We start from the raw sequence: 26,611 nt of genomic DNA, 5'->3' as shown, positions 1-26,611 counted from the left end.
CTAGAGCTATTTCCGAGCAGGTTGCGACGTGGGACTGTTTGCGGCGTTGCCGTGTGAAGGAGCCGCTGATGCCTTCACCGTTGTCCCTGGATCTGCGCGAGCGCGTCGTGGCGGCCGTGGCCGAGGGAGCGTCCTGCCATCAGGTTGCCGCGCGCTTCGGGGTCAGCGTATCGAGCGCCTGCCGCTGGTCGGAGCGCTTCCGCCAGGACGGCCACGTCGCCGCCAGGCCGTCGGGTGGCGACCATACCTCGCACCGCATCGAGGCGCATGCCGGGCTGATCCTGGCGACCTACGAGGAGCGGCCGGACCTGTTCCTGCACGAACTGCGCGACGCCCTGGCCGGGCGCGGCGTGCCCACCAGCACGAGCGGGCTGTGGCGCTTCTTCCGGCGGCATCGGATCACCCGTAAAAAGGGGCGGTCCACGCCGCCGAGCAGGCGCGGCCGGACGTGAGAGCGGCCCGCCAGGACTGGTTCGAGGCGCAGCCCGATCTCGATCCCGACACGCTGGTGTTCATCGACGAGACGGCCACCAACACGAAGATGGCCCGCCGCTATGGCCGGGCGCCGCGCGGTCATCGCTGCCGGATGGCCAAGCCGCGAATCTCTCCTTAGAGCCTATCCCTGTAGGCGACTGTTCGGTGTGCCCTACGTCTGAGGTTTTCAGACGGGAGGGCACGGTGGCTCGGGCACGGTCGTACACGGTTGCGGACGACGGCTATCGGCTGTCGGACGCGCTCTGGGAGCAGATGGAACCGCTGCTGCCGCCGCGGCCGCCGCACCCGCTGGGCTGCCACAACCCGCCCAAGCCCGCGCGTCAGGTGATGGACGCGATCGTCTTCGTGCTGCGCACGGGGTGCCAGTGGAACGCGCTGAACGCCACCGGCCTGTGCTCGTCCTCGGTGGCCCATCGCCGCTTCCAGGAATGGGCGCAGGCCGGGGTGTTCGAGGCCTTCTGGCAGCAGGGCCTGTTGGCCTACGACGGGCTTGAGGGGATCGACTGGACGTGGCTGGCGCTGGACGGGGCGATGGGCAAGGCGCCCCTCGGTGGGAAAAAAAACCGGCCCCAACCCGACCGACCGGGCCAAGCGGGGCACCAAGCGCAGCCTGCTCACGGCCGGGGGCGGCACGCCGCTCTGCGTCGTCGTGGCCGGCGCCAACCGCAACGACCATACCCTGATGGACGAAACCCTTCAGACCATCCCGGTCGAGCGGCCCGAGCCCACCCCTGAGGCCCCCCAGCACCTGTGCCTGGACAAGGGCTACGACGACCAAGAGCCGCGCGATCTGGCCGCAACCTTCGGCTTCACCCTGCACCTGCGCACCCGCGGCGAGGAGGTCGCAGGCCGGCGGGAGGCCGGCAAGAAGGCCCGGCGCTGGGTGGTCGAGCGTACCCATTCCTGGCTCAACCGCTTCCGCCGCATCCTCATCCGCTGGGACAAGAAGCCCGAAAACTATCTCGCCTTCCTCCACTTCGCATGCGCCATCATCACTTGGCGGACATGCCTACAGGGATAGACTCTTAACTCGCAGGCCGATCCGGCTTGCCGCTCGAAACGCAGAACTACGTGCTCTCGATCACCGGGCGGCACGCCCACGAATGGGCGCCCGCCGGCGTGGCACCAGTGCTGACGGCGGCTTACGCGTCGATGCAGGCAACAAGGGCGCTGGCTGGGCCTACGTTCACGCGGCCACAGTCCGCAGAGTGGCAAGTCGGGATCAAGCTGATGCCCGAAAAGAGCCGTTCAACGGTCCTGTTGAGCGAAAGCCCCCGCGCGGCGGCGCCCCGTACCGCTGGAGCGAGCGCGGCCCGTGGGGCGAGGAGCGCATCCGCCCTCACCGGCGAGAAGGCCCTCTGCGCCAGCATGGGGGGCTGCTTCGTCGCCGCCGTGTACTGACGCCATTCCACCACGGATCGCCTCGTGCATCCGCATGGTGAACCAGCTTTGGGCAGTGTCACTGTCGAACTACTCGGTGAGGCTTGGCACTGAACGCCGCCTCGCAGGAGAAGAGCAAACTGCGCTGCGCCGATCGCCAGCGTCTGCTACTCGATCGGAAGTCGCCCCACGATCCCCCCGACAGCGTCGCGCACGACCAGCGTCCAGTGCGCCGCCACCTTGCCAGCCATCTCCGCGATGATCTCCTGGGCCGCCTGAAGCGCGTCCTCCGGACCATCGGCCACGACGCCCTCCCCGTCCCGGATCACCTCCCGGCCGTTCTCCAGGTCGAAGTAAAAGCGCTGCGGCACATACGACTCCTGAGCGACGGCCCTCGGGCGGGCCAGGGGCTACCTACGCAGTGCGACGGAATGCGTCGACCTTCATACAGAAATAAACATTAACAGACAGCAAAAGCGCATAAGCAGTCTCCGTTGCAATAATATCGAGACATTGGCGCAACACTCCTTTATACGTATGTCCGGACGCCCCACCACATCACTGTGGCAAAAAACGGGTGCGCATCGCCGGGGCATCTACCATGTCTGCCTGCCGCAAGGTACCCGATATCGTCGAGGCGAACGGGACTGAAGACAGCAAAGAAAAGGTCAGAGAGCATATCCGCAGCGTGCTGAGGCAGGTTCTAAAGTCGCTCGGGCGCTAGTCTATCGCGTCCGCGCGTGCGGCGCCCTACCTCATTCGGGTGGGTCGTTCCATGCGAAGCCTCGCTCGCGTCGCGTCATAGGTCGCGTCGAAGGCGGCCGTCCTCGAAACGTTCGACGCCCCGCCCGGCGTAGATCCGCGTGCCGGCACGCACGCCCCCTCCTACGTCGGCAGGCACAGGACCAGATCCGCGTGCGCCACCTCACCGCGTCCCGACCGCCGGTTGTGCCCCTCTCGTGCCATCACGAGCGGAGGCAATCGATGACCCGAGAGAAGAGCACCGAGGTGGGCTCACAGCAGGCTGCACCGGATCAGTTCACCCGGGAGGAGCGGACGGCAGCCGTGACCCGCGCTTGGCGTCGGGCGTTGCAAACGGTCCGGGAGCATCGCCGTACACGAGCCATACCTCAGGCGGGCAGCGGGGCACCTGGATGAACGCCGCCACCCGAACGCCTAGTCCTCGGTCTACGTCAGGCGGCGTTCCGGCGGCGGCCCTTCTGGGTCACCGGCTCGGGCACGGCCTGATCGAACCCGTCCGCCTCCGGCGCCGTCTCGGACCGCGCGCCCGGCACGCCGAGGCCGATCGACTTCGCGAGGCTGGAGCGGCGCTCACTGTAGGCGGAGGCGACCATCGGGTAGTCGTCGGGCAGGCCGTAGCGGGCGCGGTACCCCATCGGATCGAGACCGTGGGCGGTGAGGTGGCGCTTCAACGTCTTGTAGGCGCGGCCGTCGATGAAGCTGATGATCCCGTCGGGCCGTACGGACTTCCGGATCTGCGCGGCGCTGGGCTTCTCGACCTCAGCCTCGGCGGGGTCTGCACCCGCCGCGCCCGCGCACAGGCCGCTGATCGCCGCATGCACCCTCGCGATTAGCGCCGGCAGATCGGCCGGTGCGACGTGGTTGTTCGAGACGTAAACCATTACGCTCCATCACGGCTTCGACGGCGGCAAACCGTGCGGCGGGCGTGGTCAGTTTTTTGACAGCAGGTCCTTCAGGGCCGCGTTGTCGAGCACAGCCTCGGCCAGCAGCTTTTTCAACCGTCGGTTCTCGTCTTCCAGCGTACGCAGCCGTGCCGCATCGGACACCTTCAGGCCGCCGTGCTTGGCCTTTCAATTATACAGCGTCGCATCACTGATCCCGTGCTTCCGGCACAGGTCGGCGGTCTTCACGCCTGCGTCGTGCTCGCGAAGCACCGCGATGATCTGTTCCTCGCCGAAGCGGCTCTTGCGCATGGTCCATCTCCCGCTCGATGGACCCAACTTACGAATGGCAGGAAGTTAGGGGAGCAGGTCACCGGTGGTGAAGATAGCTCTTTAAGCGAGCCGAGCATCCGCTTGTCAACGTTCGTGGTCGATCAGGGCACGACCTCCTCGGGTCGTCCGATTGCAGGATGGTCGTCCTTCGTTCGCGGGTCTCCAGTGGGCGTCACGGCGAAGACGGTCAGGCCTGGAAACGAAATCGGTGCCTGCTCAAAAGCCAGAATGCTCAGTTTTGATACGTTCGTTGCAAAAACATTTCGATGCAACGTTTGTTGCAAATGACTTCAGAGAAGGGTAGACAAGCCGCCATGGAACACGGTCCGCTCACGGAACAGATCGTCGGAGCCTTCGAGTCCCTGGGGCCTCAGTTGAAGGCCGCCGCACGCTTTGTCCTCGATCAGCCCAATGAGGTCGCGCTGCTCTCGATGCGCGAGCAGGCCAAGCGCGCCGGCGTCCAGCCCCACACCATGACCCGCTTCGCCCAGCGCCTGGGTCTCGCCGGATACGACGACGTCCGGGCGCTCTACGCCGGGGCCGTCCGCGAAGGGTCGCTCGGGTTCTCCGGCAAGGCCGGGGTGCAGGTCGCTACCCAGAAGGCCAAAGGCGAGCGGGCACTGGCCGTCGACATCGCCACGTCGGTCGGTGCCCAGCTCCAGAGGCTCACGGAGCCGCAAGCCCTCGACCGGCTCGTCGCGGCGGCCGACCTGCTGGCCAATGCGGGGCGGATCTATTGCCTCGGCCTACGGTCCTGCCACCCGGTTGTCGCGCATTTCGCTTACGTGATGTCCTTCCTCGGCGAGCGCGCGGTTCTCCTCGACGCCGGGGCCGGCACCGGCCTCGATCCGATCCGCTCGGCGTCCGCGAAGGACGTCCTCCTTGTGGCGTCGGTCGCCCCATACACCCGGGCGACCGTGGAGACGGCCCGCTACGTCCACGATGCCGGCGTTCCGGTCGTCGCCGTGACCGACAGCCCGGTCTCGCCGCTCGCGTCGTTGGCCCAGGAGACCATCCTGGTCCCGGCCGACAGCCCTTCCTTCTTCCACACCGTCGCCCCGGCCCTGGTCGTCGGCGAGATCCTGGCCGCCCTCGTGGCCGGCCGGGGCGGCGATGCCTCGCTCGCTGCGATCAAGCGCAGCGAGGCGCAGCTCAGCGCCTTCGGCATCCACTGGTCACCACCACCCGCGAGAAGATCGCAATGACCCGCATCCTGCACCGTCAGATCAACGCGAACCTGCGTGTCGCCTCCGGAGGCAAGGGCGTCGAGCTCTTCGATCAGGACGGACGCGGCTACATCGACGCCTCGGGCGGCGCGGCGGTGTCCTGCCTCGGGCACGGGCATCCGGACGTCATCGCCGCGCTTCACGCCCAGGCCGACAAGCTCGCCTACGCCCACACCAGCTTCTTCACCAGCGAGGTGGCCGAGGCGCTGGCGGACCGCCTCGTCGCCGACGCGCCGGCCGGCCTGGACTACGTCTATTTCGTGTCAGGCGGCTCGGAGGCCGTCGAGGCCGCGCTCAAGATGGCGCGGCAATACTTCGTCGAGACCGGGCAGCCGCAGCGCGCCAAGATCATCGCCCGGCGCCAGAGCTACCACGGCAATACCCTCGGTGCGCTGGCAACCGGCGGCAACGAGTGGCGGCGCGCGCAGTTCAAGCCGCTGCTCGCCGAGACCCATCACATCGACCCCTGCTACGCCTACCGCTACCGGGAAGCCGGCGAGAGCGAGGCCGAGTACGGCGCCCGTGCGGCGCAGGCGCTGGAGGACAAGATCCTCGAACTCGGCTCCGAGACCGTGATGGCTTTCGTAGCCGAGCCGGTCGTCGGGGCGACGGCCGGCGCCGTTCCGGCGGTCCCGGGCTACTTCCGGCGCATCCGCGAGATCTGCGACCGTTACGGCGTGCTGCTCCTCCTCGACGAAGTGATGTGCGGCATGGGCCGCACGGGGACGCTTCACGCCTGCGAGCAGGATGGCATCGCCCCGGACCTGCTGACCATCGCCAAGGGCCTGGGCGGTGGCTACCAGCCCATCGGTGCGACCTTCCTGTCGGCCAAGATCTACGAGGCCTTCGCCCAGGGCTCGGGCCTGTTCCAGCACGGGCACACCTACATCTGCCACCCCATGGCCTGCGCGGCCGCGCTCGCCGTGCAGGAGGTGATCGCCCGCGACCGCCTCCTCGACAACGTCAAGGCGATGGGCGCGCACCTGAGCCGACGGCTCGGCGAGCGCTTCGGCAACCACCCGCATGTCGGCGACATCCGCGGCCGCGGCCTGTTCATGGGCCTCGAGGTCGTCGAGGACCGCGGCACCAAGACTCCCTTCGATCCGGCCCTGAAGCTGCACGCGCGGATCAAGCGGGAGGCGATGAACCGCGGCCTGGCGGTCTACCCGGCCGGTGGCACCCTCGACGGAGCCCGCGGCGACCACGTGCTGCTGGCACCGCCCTTCATCATCGACGCCGCGACCGTGGATACGGTCGTGGAACGCCTCGGCGAAGCGGTCGATGTGGCCATCGCCCAAGCCGCCTGAGAGCGGCATGACCCGACGACCCGCCATGGGCGAGCCCTGACCCAACCGTAGGAAGCTTGAAATGCGCATTCTAATACACGCGGCCGTCGCCGCGACGATGACGCTCGCCTTGATGACGGGCGCGAAGGCCGACGATCTCACCGGAACGCTCAAGAAGGTGAAGGACACCGGGACCATCACCCTCGGCTACCGGGAAACCTCGGTGCCGTTCTCCTACCTCGACGGGAACCAGAAGCCGGTCGGGTTCTCGATCGACCTGTGCGGGAAGGTCGTCGAGGCGGTGAAGAAGAAGCTCGGCATGCCCGACCTGAAGGTGGTCTACACTCCGGTGAACTCGGCGACCCGCCTGCCGCTCGTCGCCAACGGTACGGTCGACCTCGAATGCGGTTCGACCGCCAACCAGCTCGCCCGCCAGAAGCAAGTTGCCTTCTCGGTCTCGACGTTCGTAGCCCAGTTCAAGTGGCTGGCCCGCAACGACAGCGGCATCACCACTCCGGACGACCTCAAGGGCAAGACCGTCGCCGTCACTGCTGGGACCAACACATCCCAGTTCCTGAACAAGCTCAACCAAGAAGACGGGCTGAGGCTCACGATCTCACAGGGGAAAGACCACGCCGAGAGCTTCCTGCTGGTCGACACGGGACGGGCCGCCGCTTTCATGGAGGATGACATCCTGCTCGCTGGCCTGAAGGCCAACGCCAAGGACCCGTCCCGCTTCAGGATCCTCGACAAGGCCTACTCGGCTGATCCCTACGCCCTGATGTTCCGCCGCGAGGATCCCGAATTCAAGGCTCTCGTCGATGAGACCCTGATCGGGCTGATGAAGTCCGGGGAGTTCACGAAGCTCTACGTCAAATGGTTCGAGACCCCGATCCCGCCGAGGGACCTCAACCTGAACTTCCCGATGTCTGACAAGCTCAAGGAGCTGATCAAGTCGCCGTCTGACAAGGCGAACTCCTGACTCAATCCCGCTGCCGTCGGGTCGGGAATACCTGACGGCCCTCGCGCCCTTGCTTCTCGGACGCTACCTGCGCGGCGTCTCCACCAGCGACTTCCAGGAGGCCCTGTCCGCCTTGCTCGGGCGTGATGCCCCGAACCTCTCGCCCGCGGTCGTGACGCGGCTGACCCCGACCGTCGAGCGAACACATGGCGGGCGAGCAGCATCGGGAAGCGCTCGGCGAAGGTGGAGCGGGGGCAGGCCGGGCTGCGGCAGTAGAAGCGCCGGACTGCCAGCTGCGGTCGGACGGCCTTGCCGCTGACCGGCAGATCGGCGGGCATTCGATGGTAGCGGCTATGGACCGACGCGCTGAGGGTCCGACACGTCGGGCAGCGGGCATGATCGTGCCGAGCTTGGGCGAGGACGGTGAGGGCGCCGGGGCCGTCCCGTGCGACACGGACGGACAGCCGGGCAGAGGGCAAAGTAGGCTCATGCCCCGATCTGCGTCATGACGATGCCCTTCGCCACAGGCCAACCGTCACGCTAAACTTCCACCAAATCCGACGGAGAGCCAGTTTACCGGGTCATGGTCAGGGTCAGGTCTTATCACCACGGGTAGGCGACGAGGGACCCGTCAAGCGAGGCGCCCACAGCTCGCTTCCAAGAGCTCCCAGGCTTGGTCGCCGAACTTCACTTTCCACTCCCGGTAGAAGTCGGAGCCCTGTAGCTTGCGCCGAAACGCCGCGCTGTCGACGTCGAGGAAGCGCAGACCTTTCGCGGTCAGGTCCGCTCGGAGGCTCGCGTTCAGGCGCTCCACGTCAGCCCGTTGTTTGACGGCGGCCTCGTTCACGCTCCGCGTGACGATCTCCTGGATCGACGACGGCATCGCCTCGAACCGCTTGCGGTTGGCGAGGAACCAGAAGCCATCCCACATGTGGTTGGTCAGCGAGAGGTTCTTCTGCACCTCGTACATCTTGGCGAAGTAGATGCCGGCCAGCGGGTTCTCCAGGCCGTCCGCGACCCGGGTCTGCAACGCCGCGTAGGTCTCGCCCCACGGGATCGAGGTCGGCGACGCGCCGAGCGACTTGAACAGGGACGTCCAGAGGGGCGAAGGGGGAACGCGTATCTTGAAACCCTGGAGGTCGTCCGGGGTCTTGATCTCCCGCGCCGAGGAGGTGGTCTGGCGGAACCCGTTGTCCCACATCCGGTCGAAGGCGAGGATGTTCGCCTTCGCGAAGGCCTCGACCACGTGCTTGCCCAGGGCGCCGTCCACCGCGGGCCAGACCTGGGCGTAGTCCTTGAACGCGAACCCGACGCCGGTGACGGCCGCGACCGGCACGAGCGTGGCGGCGATCAGCCCGGACTGGGCGAAGAAATCGATCGCGCCGATCCGGAGTTGGCTGAGCATGTCGGCGTCGGTCCCGAGCTGGCTGGCCGGGAAGACCTGGATGTCGACCCGCCCGCCCGTCTGCTCGTTGATCGCCCGGCTCGCCTCGACCATCCGCGTGTTCAGGGGATGGTCGGCGGGCATGATGTTGGCGAACTTGAGCCGGTACTCCGCGGCGGCTCGGGCCGGGCTCGCACCGGCCAGGGCGGAACCGGCCAAGGTCGCACCGACGAGCGCCGTACCGGACACGAAGCGTCGACGCGTGACCGCGGCCATGGTGTCCTCCCGCTGGTGATTCGGTGCGTTTGCCGGGACCCTATCGGCACTCGGCGAAGAAGCCCAGGAGTTGCTCGGCGAGGAACTCGGGCGCCTCCTCGGCGACCCAGTGGCCGCACTCGGGGATCAGGCCGCCGCGCACGTTCTCGGCCAGCCGGGTCATCGACTCGTAGGTCTCCATCCCGCGCCCGAACGCCCTGTCCCCACCGAGCGCCAGGACGGGCATGCGCAGCTTGCCCCGCTCGGCGACCAGCGCCGCGTTGTCGGCCGCATCCGTGGGGAAGGCCCGGTAATAGGCCAGCAGGGCCCTGAGCCCCCCCGGCTTTGCGTAAGTCCGCAGGTACTCGGCGCGGTCCTCCGCCGGCAGCGCGCCGGGGCGGTGGCCGTAGGTGTCGAACAGCCATTCCAGGAAGATGTGCTCCCGGCCGGCGAGCAGCGCCTCGGGCAGGTCGAGGGTGCGGAAGAAGGGGTGGTGCCAGCGGCGCCCGCCCTGAGACATCTCCATGCCGTCGCCGGGGACGGTGACGTCCAGGATCGTCAGGCTGCGCACCGCCTCCGGGTGGTGGGCAGCCAGCGCGAAGGCGACGGGACCACCCCAATCGTGGCCGACGAGATGGAAGCGCGGCACTCCCAGCCGGGTGCCGACCAGCTCCCAGATGTCGGCGGCGACGGTCTTCTTGTCGTAGCCGGTCGCGGGGCGCGAGGAATCGCCCAGACCGCGCAGATCCGGCGCGATGATCGCGTGCTTCGCGGCGACATGCGGGATGATGCGCCGCCACTCGTGCGAGGATTGCGGGACGCCGTGCAGCAGCACGACCGGATCGCCCGCGCCGGCCGTGAGGTAGTGCAGCCTCACGCCGGACAAGTCGGCATCGTGGCGGTGGATCTCGACGGTCATGCTCAGCCCCTTCGGATCGCCGAAACGGTACACCCCTGGCGAGACGATCGAGCGCCGTCTCGATGACGATGGGCCCCGGCCGGTCCAGGACGCCTCTCGTAGGCCTCTCCGAACACGGTGAACATACCGATCGCGGATTGCCCTGACTTGACCCAGGCCCTCTTCAACTGCCAGCGATATCCCACTCCGTAGATCTGACAGACGGGCGAGCGCGGGGATGCAGCGATGCGATTCGTAACGAGATCGTTGTTCTTAGTCTTGATCTTGGCATCGACGGTATCGAACGCCTATGCCGACAGCGACAGAGTGAGGTTGGCCAAGCAGTTCGGTGTTTTGTACATCCCACTCGTGATCATGGAGAAATTTGGCCTCATCGAGAAACAGGCTGCCGCACGGGGGCTGACGACGCTGAAGGCCGAGTACGTCCAACTCGGAACTGGCGCAGCGATGAATGACGCACTCTTGTCCGGCACGCTGGATTTCGTATCGACTGGCGCACCGAGTCTGCTCGTCCTCTGGGACAAGACGCGCGGTGGCGTCAGAGGTGTCGCGGCCCTCAATGCCACCGCCCAGTACCTGCTCACCACGAATCCAAATGTCAAAACGATCGCCGACTTCTCGAACGGGGATCGGATCGCGGTCACGAGCGTGAAGATCTCTACGCAGGCGCTCTTCCTTCAGATGGGCGCAGCAAAGCTCTGGGGAAAAGAATATTACAATCGCCTCGACCCACTGACCGTGACGCGGGCACACCCCGACGCGATAACGGCCACGCTCTCGCATTCGAAGGACCTCAACGCCTACTTCGCAGCGTCCCCCTATCAGGAGCGAGCCCTTCGCGATCCCGAGGTCCGAAAGATCGCCACCTCATACGAACTGACGGGGATCGACTTCCTGACCCCGACGCTGCTGATCACGACCGAACGCTTCGCCCGACAGAATCCGACGATCAGCGACGCTGTCATCGCGGCCGCCGACGAGGCCGTCGCGTATATCAGAGATTACAAGCGCGAAGCCGCTGAGATCTATATCGATGCCTCGCAGGACAACGTGACCGTCGAGGACGTTGTCGCCGTTCTGAGCAGCCCGGAAACCAAACTGACGATCGTTCCCAACGGGGTGATGAAAGTCGGAGAGTTTCTGGCTGGCGTCGGAGCCATTACATCTAAGCCATCGTCGATTGGCAATTTGTTCCTGAAAATCCCCGGCATCGAGGGAGGCAGCTAAGATAAGATCTTAAGGCGGCGGTTCCCGATCGCCCCGGATGCTCCTCGATCCTTATCGGACGCAATCGACGGCACTGGCTCTGCCGAGGTGCGACTTTCTGTAATTCATAAGTGTAATCAGACCTTTGAGGCATCCCCGGCTCATTGCTTGACAGAATTTAATAGTGCCAGAAACTAGCATATCGCTGGAGTAAAAATTTAGACATATGTATCAATAAATTACATATCTTCGACAAGATCCGCGATGTAACAATTCCGGCGAATTGCGATTTTGCCGACTGAAATTTCTATCCATTTCGCCATAATATAAATCGGCTCTGACTATATCTAAGTTCAATTTGCAATAATTAATTATGGTATTGCGAGCAGGAGGCCCCTCCATTCGTTCACCAAATCGGTTAACAGGTCAGCAGCAGCTTGCAACGAGCCGCAATTCATGCCATCAATCAAGCATGAAGATTACAATCGAAAATCTTGATAAGGCGACATACTGGAGAATCTATTGTCGATCGGTTGAGACCGGGCGAACGGTCGAAGAAGAGATCGTAAACATTCTCATGGATGACCGTAGACAGATACCTCCGCAACCCGATCTCGTGCTGGCCGAAGCCAGAAGGATTCGTGCCCTGATCCGGGTCGAATGAGCCGATAATGATCGTCGTATCGACCGAGATCGTGGCCGCTCTGTACTTGCCGGGCGATCTTACCGAGATCGCTGAGGCGGTCCTGTTGCGGGATCCGCACTGGTGTTCGCCGATGATCTGGCGTGCCCTCCTTCCGCATCACTTGTCGGAGCCGATACGGTCCGGAGCGATCAGTCGCGAAATCGCAGACATGATCGTACGCGCGGCGCCATCCCTATTTCTGAGTCGAGAGTTCCCGTCCCCGCTCCACGACAACATGCAGTTTATTCACGACTCGCGCTGCTCGGCTTTCATCGCGCCTTTTCTAGATTTGGCAAGAGGGCTCGGCGTCCGCCTGATAACGACGGACAGAATGGCTCTGGAAGATTTTCCGGACATCGCGCAATCAGCCGCAGAATTCGCTGCACAATGAGTCGTTCGATGAGCGTCGTGATGGATCCCGCGACCGGCGATGCACAATCCGGTTCTTCCGAGCGGCCAGGCATCGCGTGGCTGCCGCGAATTTCCTGTGCGATCGTTCGGTCCGGGACGAGTAGAATCGTCGTTCTGCGCGACGAAGATCTTCCGGACTATCACACGCGGGGCAGGGTGATCCTCGATCTGCTTGCCAACAACATCTCAACAGATGGTGTGGGGGGAAGTCACTATCAATCCAATAAAGTCGCCGTCGTTGGCCGCGGTACGGATGGAAGCGACTTCACCTTCCACTTCTATCAGGTCGTGCCGCAATCGCGCCGCCTGCTCAGCAAGATGGAGTGCTCGAACGCGGCCTCGGCCTCGGGTGTTTTCGCGACCCTGCTTGGGCTGACGCCGCTGGACGGCGGAACGACGATGCGCTCCATCAATCTCGCCACGAAGCAGCACGTCGAACTCGAGCCAGTATCCGCATGCTGGTGGAATGGGGGCTGGAACGTGCGCTTCACGCACCTCCATCACCTTTGGTTGCACATGACCAAATCGGCGGTCCCGTTCGACCTCACACATGATGGGCAGCGCGTCACGGGTCATATCGTCCGGCACGGCAACATCTTCGTGATGGCGCAGGTGCCGAGGGCGGCGGTGAGCGAGAGCCTCGTGGCCGAACTGAATGGTATCGGGGCCGCCTACGGGGCGGCGCACAATCTCCCCGACAGCATGCCCAAGGTCATGCCCTACGAAATCCTCGATATCGCCGACACCGACATGGTATGCGACGCCGCCTGCTTCTCAGAGGGCCAGCGGCACCATTCCTTGCCGGGATCGGGGGCGATGGCACTGGGCGCGTTCCTGACGGCTCAGAACCGCATGAAGCTTCCGCCGGACACAGACGCGGCCGAGACGACCTTTCGGTTCCATCACCCGTCCGGTTCTATGACCGCTCACATCTATCTGTCGCGCTCGCCGAGCCACTGGGACATCGTCGCGACGAGCTTCGAAACACCCGTCCGCTTGCTGGTCGAGGGCAGTCTTATTCTCCGGTGATGGATCCCCATGTGCGCGATCGTCGGGCTGTTTGACCCTGCGGGTGAAGACCCATCCGAGTTGGAGCGCGTAGCCCTGCGAATGCAGCGCGTCCACAGCTTCCGTGGGCCGGACGGCGCGGGGGTGTGGGCGAACGCGCGCGTCGCCCTCGGTAGCGTCAGGCTGGCCATTCAGGGCGACATGAAGCTCGGGCTGCAGCCGCTGGAAGATCGCTGGGGCGGTCACCTCGTCTTCAACGGCGAGATCTATCAGCCGCGGCGTGTCCTCGAAGGCTTGGGCGAGGCGTTTCATCCAGAGGATTCCGATGGCGTCGCCCTGGAAGCGGTCCTGGCGCTCCAGGGGCCAGCCGGCCTCAAGGGCCTTCGGGGCATGTTCGCCGCGGCTCGCTACGACCTCGGGTCGGGCTCGCTGACCCTCGTGCGCGACACTTGGGGGCAGAAGCCCCTCTACATCGCGCGCTGGCGAAACGGATGGGCGTTCTCGTCGACGATTGCGGCCCTAGAGGTCGCAGTGGGACCGCTTCGGCTGCGCCGCGCAGCGCCGTTCGAGTATCTGATCTACAAGAGCGTCGGCGGCTGCCATACATCCTTTGAGGGTGTGGAACAGGTCCCACCCGGCTCGTGGCTGCGCATCCGCCCCGACGGCGAGGTCGAGCGCGGCCGGTATGCCGAATTGCCGACGGAACTCGCTTCGCATGGGGCACCGGGCGATGTGAAGCTGGTGCTGGATGAGGCGATCGCTGCACGTGGGTCTGATCGCTTCGTCAACGCGCTGTTTCTGAGTGGCGGGGCCGATTCTGCGATCGTTGCGGCTTCGCTGGTCCGACAGCGCCGGGAACTGCCGATGCGGGCGTTCTCGATCGGCTACGATGTGCCGGGCGGTGAGGACGAGACCGGCTTCGCACGGCGCATGGCAGACCATCTCGGGCTCGAGCACGAGGTTGTGCGCTTGAGGGCCGATCAGGTCCCGTCGCTGTTCGAGGAGGCGGCGCGCTTCACCGAAGACCCGATCCAGGATCCGGTAACCTTGCCGACCCTGCTCCTGGCGCGCCGCGTCTCCGAGGTCACGAAGGTCGCCATCAGCGGTGACGGTTCGGACGAGTTCTGGGGAGGCTACGAGCGTTTCGACGATCCGCCCGACACGATCGCCGCGTATCTCCCGCGCGCGATGGTCTTCCATCCCGAAGAACTCGGGCTGGATGCGCCACCGGCCAGCTACTTGGACGGGGTGGAGATAGCGGGAGGCGATAATCTGTCCCCCCTCGACAAGATCCTGCGCCTCGAATGCGCGAACCGACTGCGCAACTATCATCTCGCCCGCGTCGACAAGCTCGGCATGGCCTCCGCGCTGGAGATCCGTTCGCCCTTCCTCGACGCGCGCGTGACTGCGCTCGCGCATTCGCTGCACGCGGACGCGAAGCGGCCGAACGGCAGGCCAAAGGGCCTGCTGCTCGACGCCTTCGCCGAGGATCTTCCCGCATGGCTCGTGAACCGCCGGAAGCAGCCGTTCACCGTACCAGTCGCGACCTGGCTGCGCGGGGATCTGCGCGCCTACGTTCGCGACACGCTGAGCGACACGAACGCCTTCGTGCGGGCCTACGTCGACCCGAGGCACTACCTCGACGCCTTCGACGAACGCGGGGAAGCCGGTACAGCGACACGGATCTGGAGCCTGCTCCAGCTCGAAGCGTGGCATCGCGTTTGGAAGGATCGTCTCGCGTGACGGACGACGAGTTGTCGGAACGCCTGCTCGCCAGCGGCGTCGTGGATACGCACTACCACATCGGCCCTGAGTTGCTGGACCGGCGCTACGACGTGGCGAGCCTCGCTGACGCGGCCCGGCGCTGGAACTTCGCCCTCGTCCTGAAGAATCACACCTATCCGACGACGCCCCTCGCCGCCCTCGCGCGTGCCAAGCTCGGTGTGCGCTTCTACGGCAGCGTGGTGCTGAACCGCTTCGTAGGGGGCCTCAATCCGGATGCGGTCTACGGCGCGGCGTCCGGGAACCGGACGGTCGTGGATGCACACGTCGCCGATCCCCCTTTCGTGGTCTACATGCCCACGGTCCACGCTGCCGCGCACCTGCGCGTCCTCGGCCACGCCTTCGATGCCAGGTGGTCGTGCGGGCACGCGATGGATAATCTGACGGACCGCGAGGGTGAGGCTGTTTCTGTCTACGACGCGGATCTACATCCGGCACCTGGCTTGGCAGACGTGCTGCGGGCGATCGCCGAGACCGGGGCGATCCTCGCCACCGGCCACCTGAGCGCGGACGAGATCATGGCGCTGGTGCCGATGGCTCTCGAATCCGGCGTCCGACGCGTCCTGCTGACGCATCCACACTACCCGTCGGTGGAGCTATCCGACGAGCAGTTGTGTCGGCTGGCCTCGGACCCACGGGTGTTCATCGAGCACTGCTTAGCCATCCACACGATCGAGGAGGTGCCGCTGTCGCGGTTCGCAGAATCGATTCGCGCGACCGGCACACAACAAGTGGTTCTGGCAACCGACTTTGGGCAGATCCACAGTGATCCACTCCCCGATGGCACCCTCAAATTCGCTAAGGAACTTCACGATCTATTGAAAAATGAGATTGATACCGCAGATTTTATCGATATGTTCAGCGGCAATGGCCGGCGCGCGTTAGATTCCGCCCTGACCAGCGAGCAATCCGAGTAAGGGAACCTGCGGCACCCAAAGTTCTGTAATGGAAATCGATCTTCGCCCCATGTTTCGTCAACCCTACTACGGCGGCCAAGCCGGGGCCGATCGAACTTGGTAGATTCAGACCGTAGCGTGAACTCACCGCTATGTAAGACAATTTGCGCCGCCGCTGAACCGATCGCGAGCCCAGCGAGGTCAATCCACCGATCCTCGACCGTGGCCGGTGCGATCGGCAACATGCTCGAATCGTATGACTCCGCCGCTTACGGCTATTTCAGCGCCGTCATCGGATCGAACTTCTTCCCGTCCGCCGATCCCACCGCGTCCCTGCTCTGTGCCTTCGCCGTGTTCGCGGCCGCCTTCTTCATGCGGCCGATCGGCGGCGCCGTCTTCGGCTACGTCGGCGACTGCTACGGCCGCAAGGCCGCCCTGGTGCTCTCGACCGGTCTGATGACCGTTTCGACCTTCGCGATGGGCTGCCTTCCGACCTACGAGACGGCAGGTCTCCTCGCCCCCGCGCTACTCGTGCTGCTGCGGTTGGGACAGGGTTTGTCCGTCGGCGGCGAGAACACGTCCTCGGCCATCTATCTGACCGAGACCGCGGCACACGGACGGCGTGGGCTCACCAGCAGCCTTGCCTGCGTCGGCGCGATCGGCGGGATCCTGGCCGGTTCGCTGCTCGGGGCGATCGTGACCAGCCTGCTCCCGTTCGACGACGTGCGCGCCTGGGGTTGGCGCCTCCCGTTTCTCGTAAGCGTCATCCTGGGCGCCGCCATCTTCATGTTGCGTCGGTACATGGACGAGCGGCCCCTCGACGGTGCGCCCACCCGGCCCCTCGGCCGATCGCCTCAGCCTTCGCCCCTGCGCACGGCCTTCAGCGACGACGGGCCGGCGATGGTGCGGGCCTTCGCGATGAGCGTTGCGGTGGGCGGGTCCTTCTACGTCGTGTTCGTCTACCTGCCGACATACATGCACGGCGTGCTCGGCCTGGCGCAGGGTACGGCCCTGTTCATCAACTCGACTGCCATGGCAGTGTACATGGTCTGCGTCCCGGCGATGGGTGCCCTGTCCGACCACGTCGGTCGCAAACCCGTGCTGATCGCGACCTCCGCCGGGCTGGTGCTGCTGTCGTGGCCGCTGTTCCTGCTGTTCGCCCGCGCAGACGCCGTCTCGATCTTGACCGGGCAGATCGCTTTTGCGGTCCTCATCGCCGGCTACTGCACGGCGATCCCGGTCGCGCTCGTCGAGATGTTCAAGGCCCGCTCGCGCTGCACCGCGCTGGCGATCAGCTTCAATTGCTCGATGGCGCTCGTCGGCGGCACCGCGCCGCTAGCTGCGACCTGGATCGTGCACGGCCTGCACCTTCCCTCCGGCCCCGGCCGGTACGTCGCACTCCTCTCGCTCGTATCTCTGACCGCCGTGTTGGGAATGAAGGACCGAAGCGGCACGCCACTCACTTTGCGATAGCAACGCGTTATACAAATCCATCAGTTTGAGCGCGCGATGATTCAGAATAAAATAAATTTGAAACGGAGTTTTGAAGATTTTGTAGCAAAACTTCACGAGCGAATGTCGAAACCGTCTCATTAAATTGATTGGATAGAATGCATATGGAACCGGTCATTTCGCATCAGGGAGAAGGCGAAGTATTCGAGCTGGAACCGGGAAGTCTCGTGCGATTCAAGGTCTTCTCAAAAGATGTCGACAAGGTCGTTGAAGTATACGAGCGTGAATTGCCACCTCGCACGATAGGCGCAGACCCTCATCTGCACGCAACAACCATAGAAACATTCTATGTAGTCTCGGGAACGGTCGACATTCTGTGTGGTCAATTGAAAGATCGATACAACGCGGGGTCGATCGTTGTAGTTCCCCACAACACAGTCCATGCATACGATAACTCTGACGACATTCCAGCTAAGCTGCTAATATTTTTCTGCCCGGGCCTCGGCCATGAGGAATTTTTTCGGGAACTGGCGAAACTCAAGCGCGGCCCAAAAGATTCATATCAGCATGAACTAGATGCTCTGAGACGACATTTTGACTCAACGTCCGTTGCTTCAGAGTAGAATATGAGCTTTTTTCCTTCAGAGCCAAGTGCAGTTTTTAGCAGAATGCGGCACATCTAGCGGTGAATAATTGTGATTTTGGCGCTTGAAATAGAATAGAGAATTTACATCTCCAGCTTGCCGCCACCAAGAGAAGGTGAAGACATAAGAAACCGATCTGTCCTGCAGATTGTAAATTTTAGACCGCGATTCAGCATCAATTCCGGATGGTTGATATATTTTTCGATCCCCCTTCAGCCCTAAAATTCTACCAACAGCGTCATACACCTTCCTTACAATCTTCTCCGAAGAGATCTGTCATTTGTAATGTGCGGCAATCCCACTCGTTCTTGAGCCAAGTCAGTGTGAGTCCACCTCGCATGATGAACATCAAATATGAAGGCGTCAGGGAACGGGCAAGACCGATTTAGCGACCTGTGAACGGCGGGCTCCTGTTGACACGTCAGGATGTTCGATGGAGCGCTCTTCCAGCTGGACCGTCTATTGCACCCCAGCCATGCTATTCGGCAGGTCACACCCACGGTGCCGACGTGACGCATGAATTGAGTTGGTTCGTTGTCATTGCAATATTAAGAGCCGATATCATGACAGATTGGGACCCTTACCTTTACACACGCTTCGAGATCGAACGCACACGGGTGGCTTCCGATCTGCTTGCCCGCGTCCCCCTCACTGAGCCGCGGCTTGTCTACGACCTCGGCTGCGGCCCCGGCAATTCGACCGAGCTGATTGCTACGCGCTTTCCTAAGGCGGAGGTAATTGGTCTCGACAGCTCGCCGGCCATGCTGGAGAGCGCACGTGTCCGGTCGTCCGGCACCACGTTTGCGCTTGCTGACGCTACAACGTGGGTGCCTGAGCGCGCACCGGACCTGATCTACGCCAACGCCCTGCTGCATTGGCTACCTGACCATGGCTCGCTGATACCACGTCTGTTCCGCGCGCTCGCCCCTGGCGGCGTGCTCGCGGTGCAAATGCCCGACAACGCCAATGAGCCTTCACACCAAGTGATGCGTGCGGTAGCAGCGCGCGGGCCCTGGGCGGAGCTGATGACTCGGTCGCTGCCCAGTTCGTATGACGTGCTGAGAGCAACGGCCTACTACGATCTTCTAGCGCCGTTAGCTGTTGAGGTTGATGTATGGCGTACTGTCTACTGCTTCTCGATGGAAGGAGCGGCAGACATTGTTGCCTGGGTCAGCTCTACTGGCCTCAAACCATTCATCGACTCACTTCCAAACAACTTGCGCCCTGACTTCCTCGCCGCTTACGAGGCCGCAATCGACCGGTCCTACCCCGCCCGAGCCGATGGACGACGGTTGCTCGACCGCCCGCGGTTGTTCATCATTGCACGCAAAGGTGCCGATCCTGAACCGAACTGACTCCTCGGCCACGTGAGCGAAATCGATTGGGCTGGTCTGCACCTCGGACGTAGCGACGTGGCTGATGGGCGTCTCCGGCACCTTCGACGTCGGCATAGGCATCGGCACACCTCAGATCGCCGGGTTGGTGTTGCCGCCTATCACAGCTCGTACCTTTTGCTCGGCCTCGTTCTGATCCGCCCCCCTGTGAGTGGCTCTTCATCAGGTTTGGTGGATCATGCTGCGAGGAGGAAGCGGCGACGCAGCAGGTCGAGCTTGGCCCGGCCGTACATGGAGCGCTTGAGCAAGCTTGAGGCGGTTGACCTGCCCCTCGTCCTGCCCGCTGGTCCAGGGTAAGCGAAGGCCGGCGCGAACGGCAGCCCCGTCCTGATCGAGGCTGACGGCGAAGCTCTCGACCACCCGCAGGCTCGGGCGTCGGCCAGCCAAGCATCGAAGGCGGCGATAATGCCGGGCTACCGCGCGAGTTTCCCGTTCCTCGCGCCCGAAGTGTTCGCGGTGCAGGATGGCGCCCCCGTGCGGCTGTACCGGCGCATCGCCGCGCTGGACCGGCCGGGGCTGTACTCCGTCGGGCTGGTGCAGCCGGTGGGCCCGACGATCCCGCTGGTCGAGGTACAGGCGCGCTGGCTGGCTGGGGTGCTGGCCGGGCGTCTGGCGCCGGCGGGCGCGGCGGCGATGGAGACGGAGCTCATCGCGCACCATCAGGCTTTGGCGCGGACGTACGTCGGCTCGGCGCGCTACGCGCTGGAAGTCGACTACAAGGGGTATGCTGGGCAGCTGAACGGCGCGATGCGGGCGGGACGGGCTTGACCGTGTCGTTGTCCCGCGGACCGTCGACGCGACTGTCGATCAGGTCGCCGCTTCTCGGGCATCGACGAGCCCGCAGGACGCCGTTGGTTCCGGCGCTTTCTCGCATGGGCGCGGCCGAACCACCGTCGGCCGACCCGCGACATGCCGAACCGCCAGAGCGCAAAACCGGCCGTCCGGCCTTCCGCCCGTCCCAGTCGTTCAAAGGTTAAACGTAAATGCCCATAAGCGGACGGTGGCAAAATTAGGCGTATAACTTCAGCACCGCCGGCATCGCGGTAGCAGCACAGATTCTTGTTTTTTAAATTGTCAGACGAGGTGCTCAATTCGCTACAATTTCCAAAAATGACCGTTTTTATCGACAAAATTGATCCGCGAATATCGACTTATTTTGTTAATTTTTCATAATATATAAAAATATGTGTGATGATTATAAATTTGATCTACAGCTCATGTTGCAGACGAAGGCAATGAAGGCGCTGGCGGGAGTGTGAACCATGGCACGAGTGCTTGGATGCGAGGCAGCGCCTGCTGAATGATCGTCGCGCGCGCGAGTTCAGCGATCCGGGGAGCCAGCGAAGCCAAGTCACCCCGGCGCGTGACCAGCAGCAATTCCCGCGAAAAGCCGGGACCGGGCAACGGCAGAACATCGACCTGACTGGCGTGCGCAATGCCCTGCAACAAGCACAGAGGGGTGGTGATAGCCACACCCATCCCGGTCGCCACCATGGCGATGAGGCTGTCCGACGTGTCGAACTCGAAGGCCCGCGGCGGCCGGAGCCCCGAGCGGCTGAGGTGCCGCTCGACCTGCCCGCCCACGTAGGACCGCTCGCTGTGCCGGACCAGGCGGTGTTTCTCGAAGATCGCGGTCAACTCCCGCCCTTCAAGATCAGCCTTGAGCCCGCGCGGCACGACCAGCATGTAGGGCTCACGGTAGAACGGGAACCGGTCGATGTCATCGAGGTCCGGCATCTGATCGCAGGTGATGGCGGCATCGATCACCCGGCGCAGGAGCGCCTCGGCATGAGCCGCCGCGAGGCCGGACCAAGCGGACAGGCTCAGCGCCGTCGCCCCGGTCATGAGTTCCTTGACGAGATAAGCGCCGACGGTGCCAGCGTAGGAGTCGACGAGGCCGAGCCGCAGATCGATGCGCTCGGGCAACGCCGCGGCCGCACGCAGTGAGTCCAAAAGCGCCGCGTAATCGCGGTTCAGGTCGAGGACTCGGTTGGCCAGAATACGGCCCGCACGCGTGGGAACGAGCGGTCGTCGGCTCCGATCCAGCAGCTTGACGCCTGCCAGCTCTTCAGCCCGGCGGACGGCCTGGGACACGGCGGATTGGGTGATCTGAAACTGTTGGGCCGCCTCATGCATACTGCCGCTCTGCGCCACAGCAGCAACGATCTGCAGGGTCTTGAGGTCTGGAAATGCCCGCATCACTCCACCCGATGAAGCGCCATTCACAACAGAAATTAGTGTTTCTTCATAGCCCTGAAGTTTCTTGCCGATCGGCCACTATTTAAGGCACCATCCCGCCATGTTCAAAAATTAGGCAGCGAGCTGGTCTCATGAGTGGGCAGGCGGATTTCCTGGTGATCGGTCTCGGTGCGATGGGCAGCGCCGCACTCTACCAACTGGCCAAGCGCGGCGCGAAGGTCATTGGAATCGATCGTTTCGCACCACCCCACGCGAACGGATCGAGTCACGGCGAGACCCGCATCACGCGGCAGGCCGTGGGCGAGGGCCGCGATTACGTGCCCCTGGTTACGGCCACACACCGGATCTGGCGCGAACTGGAAGCCGAGACCGGCGCCCATTTGCTGAACGCCTGCGGTGTGCTGGTGATGGCTCCCGGGGTCGGAGAGAGCTCGCATCACGGCAAGCCGGATTTCGTCATCCGGTCGGCCGAATCGGCGGGCGCGTTCGACATCCCGCACGAGATGCTGGACGGACGAGAGGTGTCCCGGCGCTTCCCGCAGTTCCTGAACCTGGCAGGGAACGAGAAGGTCTACTACGAGCCCGGCGGCGGTTACGTTCATCCCGAGCGGTGCATCAGCGCCCAACTCACCCGCGCCGAACAGCTCGGCGCCGAGATCCGCACGGGTGTCGAGGTTCACGCGATCGCTCAGGATGGTGCCGGCGTCCGCGTCGAGACCTCGGCCGGTCTGTTCACGGCCGGTCAGGTGGTCGTGTCCGCGGGTGGTTGGAACGCACCACTCCTCGGTGCGCCGTTCGACCGCCTGCTCACCGTAAACCGCCAAGTGTTGCATTGGTACGAACTGGACGACACCAGCGCCTACCGCGCCGACGCTCCGGTGTTCATCTGGATGCATGGCGCCCGCGAGGTTGACTACCTCTACGGCTTCCCGCCGCTGCCGGGCGACCGCCGCATCAAGGTGGCGACCGAGCAGTACGAGAGCGACACGACTGCCGACGCGCTCAACCGCACGGTCGATCCGCAGGAGTCGGTCGAGATGTATCAGCGCCATGTCGCGGGACGCCTCGCGGGCGTGACGCCACGCGTCGCGCAAGCCGCCGTCTGCCTCTACACCGTCACCCCCGATCGGGGGTTCATCATCGACCGGCATCCCGACCAGGACCGCGTCCTGGTGGTGTCGGCCTGTTCTGGGCACGGGTTCAAGCACTCCGCCGGCATCGGCAGTGTCGCCGCGGAATTGCTGACCGAGGGACGCAGCCACATCGATACGACGGCCTTCGCGATCAGCCGCTTCCCATAGACGTTTCGCGGTTCGCGACCAGGTTCGACCGGGATCAGGATGGGTCGACCGCCGCCAACGGCCGCCCCCGCCGACCTCGTGCGGGCGCCAGCAAGCCAGGGTGCCGCCGCGCCATTCGGTGCCGCCGCTGAAGCGGCCCCCGGCCGGCTACCTTAAGCTCGGCTTATCATCGTCTTAAGAGGCAGTAATAAGACGAGAACTATATTGTGTCATGCGGCGAGATACTATCTATGCACGCCGGTCAGCAGAAACATGCGACAGGGTGGAGACAGCATAGCATGTCATCGACACGTCTTGAGAAGGATAGCCTTGGCCAAGTCGAGCTGCCGGCCGACGTCCTCTACGGCATCAACACCTTTCGGTCACTCGCGAACTTTCCGATCTCCGGACGTCCCATCGCGACGTACGGCGAGTTCATCCGGGCCATCGCCACGGTCAAGCAGGCCGCTGCGCAGGCAAACCTGGAACTCGGGGGGCTGACGCCAGAGCAGGCCGCGGCGATCACCGCGGCGTGCGAGGAAGTCCGGGCTGGTCGGCACGACGCACACTTCGTCGTCGACATGTTCGAGGGCTCGGGTGGCACCTCGACCAACATGAACGTCAACGAGGTCATCGCCAACGTGGCGGCCAGGAACGCCGGCCAGGCCCTGGGCGAGTACGCCGTGGTCCACCCGAACGACCACGTGAACCTCGGGCAGTCGACCAACGACGTGATCCCGACCGCGCTGAAGCTCGCGGTCTACGGTGCGTTGGCTGAGACGCCGACAGCGCTCCGTCGGTTGGCCCAGGCATTCTCCGATAAGGCGGCGGAGTACGCGGATCTGCTGCGGCTCGGCCGGACCTGTTTGCAGGATGCCCAGCCGATGACGCTGGGACAGGCATTCGGCGGCTATGCCGCCGTCATCGCACGTCACGCCGACGAGCTGGAGGCATTGCAGGATCAGTTCCTGACCGTGCCGCTCGGGGGCACCGCCATCGGCACCGGATTCGGGGCACAGCCGGGCTACACCGCCGCCGTCTGCCGCCATCTCGCCGTGCTGACCGGCGCCGCGGTGAAGCCGGCGTCCAACGCCTTCGACGCGATGCAGAACATGGACAACTGCGCGCGCCTGTCCGCCGAGTTGCGCAACACCGCCAACACCCTTTGGAAGATTGCCAACGACCTGATCATCCTCTCGTCCGGCCCGATGGGCGGGCTTGAGGAAATCACCCTGCCGTCCGTGCAGGCGGGTTCCTCGATCATGCCCGGGAAGGTCAACCCGGTCATTCCGATGGCGGTTTGCCAGGTCGCACTCGCAGTGACGGGCAACGACACGGCAGTCACGCTCGCCTGCCAGCAGGGCCTCCTGGAGATCAACCATTACGAGCTGATCGTTTGCGACCGGCTCCTTGAGAGCATCCGTCTGCTCACCCGCACGGCGACGGTGTTCACCGACCGATGTGTCAGCGGCCTGGTCGGCAACGCGGAAGCCTCACGCCAGCACCTGCTCAATTCCAGCGCCCTGGCGACGGCGCTGGTGCCGGCACTCGGCTACGCGCAGGTGTCCGGCGTCGTCCGGGCCGCGGTCGCAGAACAACGACCCTTCATAGAAGTCGCGATGGAACGCGGCCTGCTTAGAGAAGACGAAATCCAGCCAATTCTCTATCGCGCCACCCATGGCGCAGCAGCCTGATATTTTGGGAGGAGATGATGTCTACTATTGCAGCATCAAAACAAATACCATTCGAGGAAGTCGGCTTTCGACCGTTCCACTACCGCCTGGGGGCGGCGGGCTGCGGCGGCCAGTTCGCCGACGGCTTCGAACTCGGGATCATCGGGATCGCTGTAGCGATTGCCGCCGGACCACTGCAGTTATCCGCGCTACAGATGGGCATGCTGGGTGCGGCAGCCCTGGTGGGTCTGTTCGTCGGCGCCATCGTCACCGGAACGATCGCCGACCGAATCGGTCGCCGCATGATCTTCGGCTATGACATGCTGTTTGCGGCCCTGATCTCCGGGTTGCAATTCTTCGCAACCGAAGCCTGGCATTTGCTTGTGCTGCGTCTGATGCTAGGGTTCATACTGGGTGCTGACTACGTCGCCAGTAAATCCCTGGTCACGGAACTGTCGCCGATGAAGTATCGCGGCCGCCTGCTCAGCCTGATGGCGATCGCGTGGGCCGGAGGCTACACGGCGGCGTATCTCGCCGGGTTCGCGATGCGCGACACCGGGCCCGACGCTTGGCGCTACATGCTGGCCGTCGGTGCGGTGCCGGCGCTGTGCATCTTCGTACTGCGGCTGGCTATCCCCGAGTCGCCGCTGTGGCTGGTCAAGAAGGGGCGAAACGAGGAAGCCCGGAAGATCATCCTGCAAAAGCTGGGTCCGGATGTCGCCCTGCCGACTGTTACGGCAACGCAGCAGAAGGGTGGCCAGTGGGCCGAACTCTTCTCCACGAAGTGGCGCAAGCGCGCTGCCGTAGGCGGCATCTTCTACGTCTGCCAAGTCGTCCCCTACTTCGCTTTGGGAACATTCCTGCCAAAGATCATGGAGTCGCTGGGCGTCGGCGACAAGTTTACCGGGAGCTTGATCTACAACGCCATGCTCATGGCTGGCGCTGTCATCGGCATGCTGCTCATCGACAAGATACCGCGCCGCGTGTTCCTGATCACGACCTTCTTCATCGGGGCGGGACTGCTGGCCCTGCTGGCGGCAAACCTCTTCGGCTCGACCGGCGTGGTCATCGTCTTCGCCCTCTTCGCGCTCACGCTGTCGGCGGCGGCCAATCTGGAGTTCATGTACCCGCCGGAGCTGTTTCCGACGCACCTGCGCGCCACGGGAGTCGGGTTCGCGACCGCTGTGAGCCGATTCGGTTCTGCCGTGAGCACCTTCCTGCTGCCTCTGATCGTCCAGCACTATGGCGTGAGCAGTGCGCTGGGAGCCTGTGTGGTCGTCATGCTCATCGGCGGTGTCGTCTGCCAGATCTGGGCGCCGGAAACCGGTAATGTGCATCTCGACGCAGTCGGCGAAGAGCAGGATGCCCGACCGGTGCTGTCTCCCGCATAGCCGTTGGGAGCCTACCATCGATCCATCGCGGGCGTGGCCAAATCCAAGCGATCGCTGCGCCCGCAACATCGACCATCTCGGAGGATGGGATTGTCACGTGGCCGAGAAACATCTCGATGGCGGTAGGAAGTAACCCGTGACGGCCGCAGAGGCTCGGGGCCAGAGCGATCCGCTCGCTGCTACAGACGTGCCTGTTCAGAGGCAGTGGCCCGCCGAACTTGCGGTCGTCACCGCCCGTACCGTGGACCTGGAAACTGCCAAGACCCGCTCCGTGCACGACCTGCTGGGGGACGGTGACGTGCCGGCCGACGCGCTGTGGGGCATCCACACCAAGCGGGCGGTGACGAACTTCCCGATCACCGGCGTGCCCGTGGGCCACTTCCCCGAATTCGTCCGCGCGCTGGCGCTCGTGAAGCAGGCCGCCGCCCGCGCCAACCGGCGGCTCGGCTACCTCGAACCGGAGAAGGCCGACGCGATCGACGCCGCCTGCACCCTGGTCGCCACAGAGGGCGAGTACGCCCGGAGCTTCGTGGTCGACGCGATCCAGGGCGGGGCCGGCACCTCCACCAACATGAACGCCAACGAGGTGATCGCCAACGTCGCGCTCGGGCTGATGGGCAAGAAGCCCGGCGACTACGCGAGCCTCCACCCCAACGACGACGTCAACATGGCGCAGTCGACCAACGACGCCTACCCGACGGCGCTGCG

The 26,611-nt window shown here is 64.2% G+C and carries 22 protein-coding genes and 5 pseudogenes; 19 read left to right on the top strand and 8 right to left on the bottom strand.

Translation table 11 applies throughout. The features are described 5' to 3' along the window. Positions 1–68 precede the first annotated feature (68 nt). A pseudogene (locus Q8W71_RS28650) lies at positions 69–598 on the top strand (helix-turn-helix domain-containing protein); the annotation flags it as partial. 149 nt (positions 599–747) lie between these two features. Beyond that, positions 748–1,516 (top strand): IS5 family transposase gene (locus tag Q8W71_RS28645; RefSeq protein ID WP_370875565.1). Its coding sequence is split into 2 segments (ribosomal slippage): positions 748–1,052 and positions 1,051–1,516, totalling 771 coding nucleotides; the frame shifts between segments, so codons are not numbered across the junction. Positions 1,517–2,042: 526 nt separating this feature from the next. On the opposite strand, the gene Q8W71_RS28640 is transcribed toward Q8W71_RS28645, so the two are convergent. The 3 genes and pseudogenes from Q8W71_RS28640 to Q8W71_RS28630 form a co-directional block, all read right to left on the bottom strand. Further along, entirely contained in the window at positions 2,043–2,246 is a 204-nt protein-coding gene (locus tag Q8W71_RS28640; protein WP_305528798.1) for a DUF6894 family protein, read from the bottom strand. A gap of 822 nt (positions 2,247–3,068) precedes the next feature. Beyond that, positions 3,069–3,518, bottom strand: coding sequence for a Ros/MucR family transcriptional regulator (locus tag Q8W71_RS28635; RefSeq protein ID WP_305528797.1), 450 nt, complete (start codon positions 3,516–3,518; stop codon positions 3,069–3,071). Positions 3,519–3,537: 19 nt separating this feature from the next. Then, positions 3,538–3,830: pseudogene (locus Q8W71_RS28630) on the bottom strand (transposase); the annotation flags it as partial. Between the two features lie 335 nt (positions 3,831–4,165). On the opposite strand from Q8W71_RS28630, the gene Q8W71_RS28625 reads away from it, so the two are divergent. The 4 genes and pseudogenes from Q8W71_RS28625 to Q8W71_RS28610 form a co-directional block, all read left to right on the top strand. Next, positions 4,166–5,056 (top strand): MurR/RpiR family transcriptional regulator, encoded by an 891-nt coding sequence (locus Q8W71_RS28625; protein ID WP_305528799.1) that lies wholly within the window; start codon positions 4,166–4,168, stop codon positions 5,054–5,056. After that, positions 5,053–6,384: an aspartate aminotransferase family protein gene (locus Q8W71_RS28620; protein ID WP_305528796.1), complete on the top strand. Its 1,332-nt coding sequence runs from the start codon at positions 5,053–5,055 to the stop codon at positions 6,382–6,384. The genes Q8W71_RS28625 and Q8W71_RS28620 overlap by 4 nt, the downstream gene beginning before the upstream one ends. Before the next feature lie 61 nt (positions 6,385–6,445). Next, a complete protein-coding gene (locus tag Q8W71_RS28615; protein ID WP_305528795.1) occupies positions 6,446–7,345 on the top strand; it encodes a transporter substrate-binding domain-containing protein in 900 nt (299 codons plus the stop codon). A 31-nt stretch (positions 7,346–7,376) separates the two neighbouring features. Beyond that, positions 7,377–7,517 (top strand): annotated as a pseudogene (locus tag Q8W71_RS28610) (IS256 family transposase); the annotation flags it as partial. On the opposite strand, the pseudogene Q8W71_RS28605 reads toward Q8W71_RS28610, so the two are convergent. The 3 genes and pseudogenes from Q8W71_RS28605 to Q8W71_RS28595 form a co-directional block, all read right to left on the bottom strand. Beyond that, a pseudogene (locus Q8W71_RS28605) lies at positions 7,462–7,814 on the bottom strand (transposase family protein); the annotation flags it as partial. The pseudogenes Q8W71_RS28610 and Q8W71_RS28605 overlap by 56 nt on opposite strands. Positions 7,815–7,955: 141 nt before the next feature. Then, a complete protein-coding gene (locus tag Q8W71_RS28600) occupies positions 7,956–8,984 on the bottom strand; it encodes a TRAP transporter substrate-binding protein (RefSeq protein WP_305528794.1) in 1,029 nt (342 codons plus the stop codon). A 40-nt stretch (positions 8,985–9,024) separates the two neighbouring features. Continuing rightward, positions 9,025–9,882: an alpha/beta fold hydrolase gene (locus Q8W71_RS28595; RefSeq protein WP_305528793.1), complete on the bottom strand. Its 858-nt coding sequence runs from the start codon at positions 9,880–9,882 to the stop codon at positions 9,025–9,027. Positions 9,883–10,194: 312 nt separating this feature from the next. Between Q8W71_RS28595 and Q8W71_RS28590 the strand changes: the two genes are divergently transcribed. The 8 genes from Q8W71_RS28590 (at position 10,195) to tam (ending at position 19,321) form a co-directional block, all read left to right on the top strand. Then, positions 10,195–11,109, top strand: a complete 915-nt coding sequence (locus Q8W71_RS28590; protein WP_305528792.1) for an ABC transporter substrate-binding protein — start codon at positions 10,195–10,197, stop codon at positions 11,107–11,109. A 650-nt stretch (positions 11,110–11,759) separates the two neighbouring features. After that, the gene (locus Q8W71_RS28585) at positions 11,760–12,164 is read left to right on the top strand and encodes a PIN domain-containing protein (RefSeq protein WP_305528791.1); all 405 of its coding nucleotides are present in this window, start codon (positions 11,760–11,762) and stop codon (positions 12,162–12,164) included. Positions 12,165–12,172: 8 nt separating this feature from the next. Continuing rightward, the gene (locus Q8W71_RS28580) at positions 12,173–13,213 is read left to right on the top strand and encodes a PrpF domain-containing protein (protein ID WP_305528790.1); all 1,041 of its coding nucleotides are present in this window, start codon (positions 12,173–12,175) and stop codon (positions 13,211–13,213) included. A gap of 9 nt (positions 13,214–13,222) precedes the next feature. Continuing rightward, entirely contained in the window at positions 13,223–14,935 is a 1,713-nt protein-coding gene (locus Q8W71_RS28575; RefSeq protein WP_305528789.1) for an asparagine synthetase B family protein, read from the top strand. After that, positions 14,932–15,891, top strand: coding sequence for a DUF6282 family protein (locus Q8W71_RS28570; RefSeq protein ID WP_305528788.1), 960 nt, complete (start codon positions 14,932–14,934; stop codon positions 15,889–15,891). Before Q8W71_RS28575 ends, Q8W71_RS28570 begins: the two co-directional genes overlap by 4 nt. A gap of 201 nt (positions 15,892–16,092) precedes the next feature. Beyond that, positions 16,093–17,343, top strand: coding sequence for an MFS transporter (locus Q8W71_RS28565; protein WP_305528787.1), 1,251 nt, complete (start codon positions 16,093–16,095; stop codon positions 17,341–17,343). Positions 17,344–17,486: 143 nt separating this feature from the next. Beyond that, positions 17,487–17,945: a cupin domain-containing protein gene (locus Q8W71_RS28560; protein ID WP_305528786.1), complete on the top strand. Its 459-nt coding sequence runs from the start codon at positions 17,487–17,489 to the stop codon at positions 17,943–17,945. Between the two features lie 584 nt (positions 17,946–18,529). Further along, positions 18,530–19,321 carry a trans-aconitate 2-methyltransferase gene (gene tam / locus Q8W71_RS28555; RefSeq protein WP_305528785.1) on the top strand — a complete coding sequence of 264 codons (792 nt, stop codon included), beginning with the start codon at positions 18,530–18,532 and terminating at the stop codon, positions 19,319–19,321. Positions 19,322–19,536: 215 nt separating this feature from the next. Here the strand turns inward: tam and Q8W71_RS28550 are convergent. Then, positions 19,537–19,773 (bottom strand): annotated as a pseudogene (locus Q8W71_RS28550) (ISL3 family transposase); the annotation flags it as partial. On the opposite strand from Q8W71_RS28550, the gene Q8W71_RS28545 reads away from it, so the two are divergent. Next, positions 19,766–20,128 carry a flavin-binding monooxygenase-like family protein gene (locus tag Q8W71_RS28545; protein WP_305528784.1) on the top strand — a complete coding sequence of 121 codons (363 nt, stop codon included), beginning with the start codon at positions 19,766–19,768 and terminating at the stop codon, positions 20,126–20,128. The pseudogene Q8W71_RS28550 and the gene Q8W71_RS28545 overlap by 8 nt on opposite strands. Before the next feature lie 447 nt (positions 20,129–20,575). Here Q8W71_RS28545 and Q8W71_RS28540 read toward each other — a convergent pair whose 3' ends face one another. Next, on the bottom strand, positions 20,576–21,559 hold the full coding sequence (locus Q8W71_RS28540) for a LysR family transcriptional regulator (protein ID WP_305528783.1): 984 nt from the start codon (positions 21,557–21,559) through the stop codon (positions 20,576–20,578). A 131-nt stretch (positions 21,560–21,690) separates the two neighbouring features. On the opposite strand from Q8W71_RS28540, the gene solA reads away from it, so the two are divergent. The 4 genes from solA to Q8W71_RS28520 all read left to right on the top strand — a co-directional run. Next, complete coding sequence (gene solA, locus Q8W71_RS28535) at positions 21,691–22,860, top strand: N-methyl-L-tryptophan oxidase (protein WP_305528782.1); 1,170 nt, start codon at positions 21,691–21,693, stop codon at positions 22,858–22,860. A 278-nt stretch (positions 22,861–23,138) separates the two neighbouring features. After that, positions 23,139–24,533: an aspartate ammonia-lyase gene (locus tag Q8W71_RS28530; protein ID WP_305528781.1), complete on the top strand. Its 1,395-nt coding sequence runs from the start codon at positions 23,139–23,141 to the stop codon at positions 24,531–24,533. A gap of 14 nt (positions 24,534–24,547) precedes the next feature. Continuing rightward, entirely contained in the window at positions 24,548–25,903 is a 1,356-nt protein-coding gene (locus tag Q8W71_RS28525) for an MFS transporter (RefSeq protein ID WP_305528780.1), read from the top strand. 187 nt (positions 25,904–26,090) lie between these two features. Continuing rightward, a partial coding sequence (locus Q8W71_RS28520) for a lyase family protein (RefSeq protein ID WP_305528779.1) occupies positions 26,091–26,611 on the top strand: 521 nt, incomplete at its 3' end.

The sequence above is a fragment of the Methylobacterium amylolyticum genome, assembly GCF_030700245.1.
Classification (GTDB): Bacteria; Pseudomonadota; Alphaproteobacteria; order Rhizobiales; family Beijerinckiaceae; genus Methylobacterium.
This window is presented reverse-complemented; position numbering and strand designations above follow the sequence as displayed.

Bases quoted from the DNA above. Each gene is read 5' to 3' on its own strand.
- Q8W71_RS28615 (WP_305528795.1), top strand. From the start codon at position 6,446: ATGCGCATTCTAATACACGCGGCCGTCGCCGCGACGATGACGCTCGCC.
- solA (WP_305528782.1), top strand. From the start codon at position 21,691: ATGAGTGGGCAGGCGGATTTCCTGGTGATCGGTCTCGGTGCGATGGGC.
- Q8W71_RS28620 (WP_305528796.1), top strand. From the start codon at position 5,053: ATGACCCGCATCCTGCACCGTCAGATCAACGCGAACCTGCGTGTCGCC.
- Q8W71_RS28580 (WP_305528790.1), top strand. From the start codon at position 12,173: ATGAGCGTCGTGATGGATCCCGCGACCGGCGATGCACAATCCGGTTCT.
- Q8W71_RS28525 (WP_305528780.1), top strand. From the start codon at position 24,548: ATGATGTCTACTATTGCAGCATCAAAACAAATACCATTCGAGGAAGTC.
- Q8W71_RS28540 (WP_305528783.1), bottom strand. From the start codon at position 21,559: ATGCGGGCATTTCCAGACCTCAAGACCCTGCAGATCGTTGCTGCTGTG.
- Q8W71_RS28585 (WP_305528791.1), top strand. From the start codon at position 11,760: ATGATCGTCGTATCGACCGAGATCGTGGCCGCTCTGTACTTGCCGGGC.
- tam (WP_305528785.1), top strand. From the start codon at position 18,530: ATGACAGATTGGGACCCTTACCTTTACACACGCTTCGAGATCGAACGC.
- Q8W71_RS28545 (WP_305528784.1), top strand. From the start codon at position 19,766: ATGCCGGGCTACCGCGCGAGTTTCCCGTTCCTCGCGCCCGAAGTGTTC.
- Q8W71_RS28560 (WP_305528786.1), top strand. From the start codon at position 17,487: ATGGAACCGGTCATTTCGCATCAGGGAGAAGGCGAAGTATTCGAGCTG.
- Q8W71_RS28530 (WP_305528781.1), top strand. From the start codon at position 23,139: ATGTCATCGACACGTCTTGAGAAGGATAGCCTTGGCCAAGTCGAGCTG.
- Q8W71_RS28600 (WP_305528794.1), bottom strand. From the start codon at position 8,984: ATGGCCGCGGTCACGCGTCGACGCTTCGTGTCCGGTACGGCGCTCGTC.
- Q8W71_RS28575 (WP_305528789.1), top strand. From the start codon at position 13,223: ATGTGCGCGATCGTCGGGCTGTTTGACCCTGCGGGTGAAGACCCATCC.
- Q8W71_RS28635 (WP_305528797.1), bottom strand. From the start codon at position 3,518: ATGGTTTACGTCTCGAACAACCACGTCGCACCGGCCGATCTGCCGGCG.
- Q8W71_RS28625 (WP_305528799.1), top strand. From the start codon at position 4,166: ATGGAACACGGTCCGCTCACGGAACAGATCGTCGGAGCCTTCGAGTCC.
- Q8W71_RS28595 (WP_305528793.1), bottom strand. From the start codon at position 9,882: ATGACCGTCGAGATCCACCGCCACGATGCCGACTTGTCCGGCGTGAGG.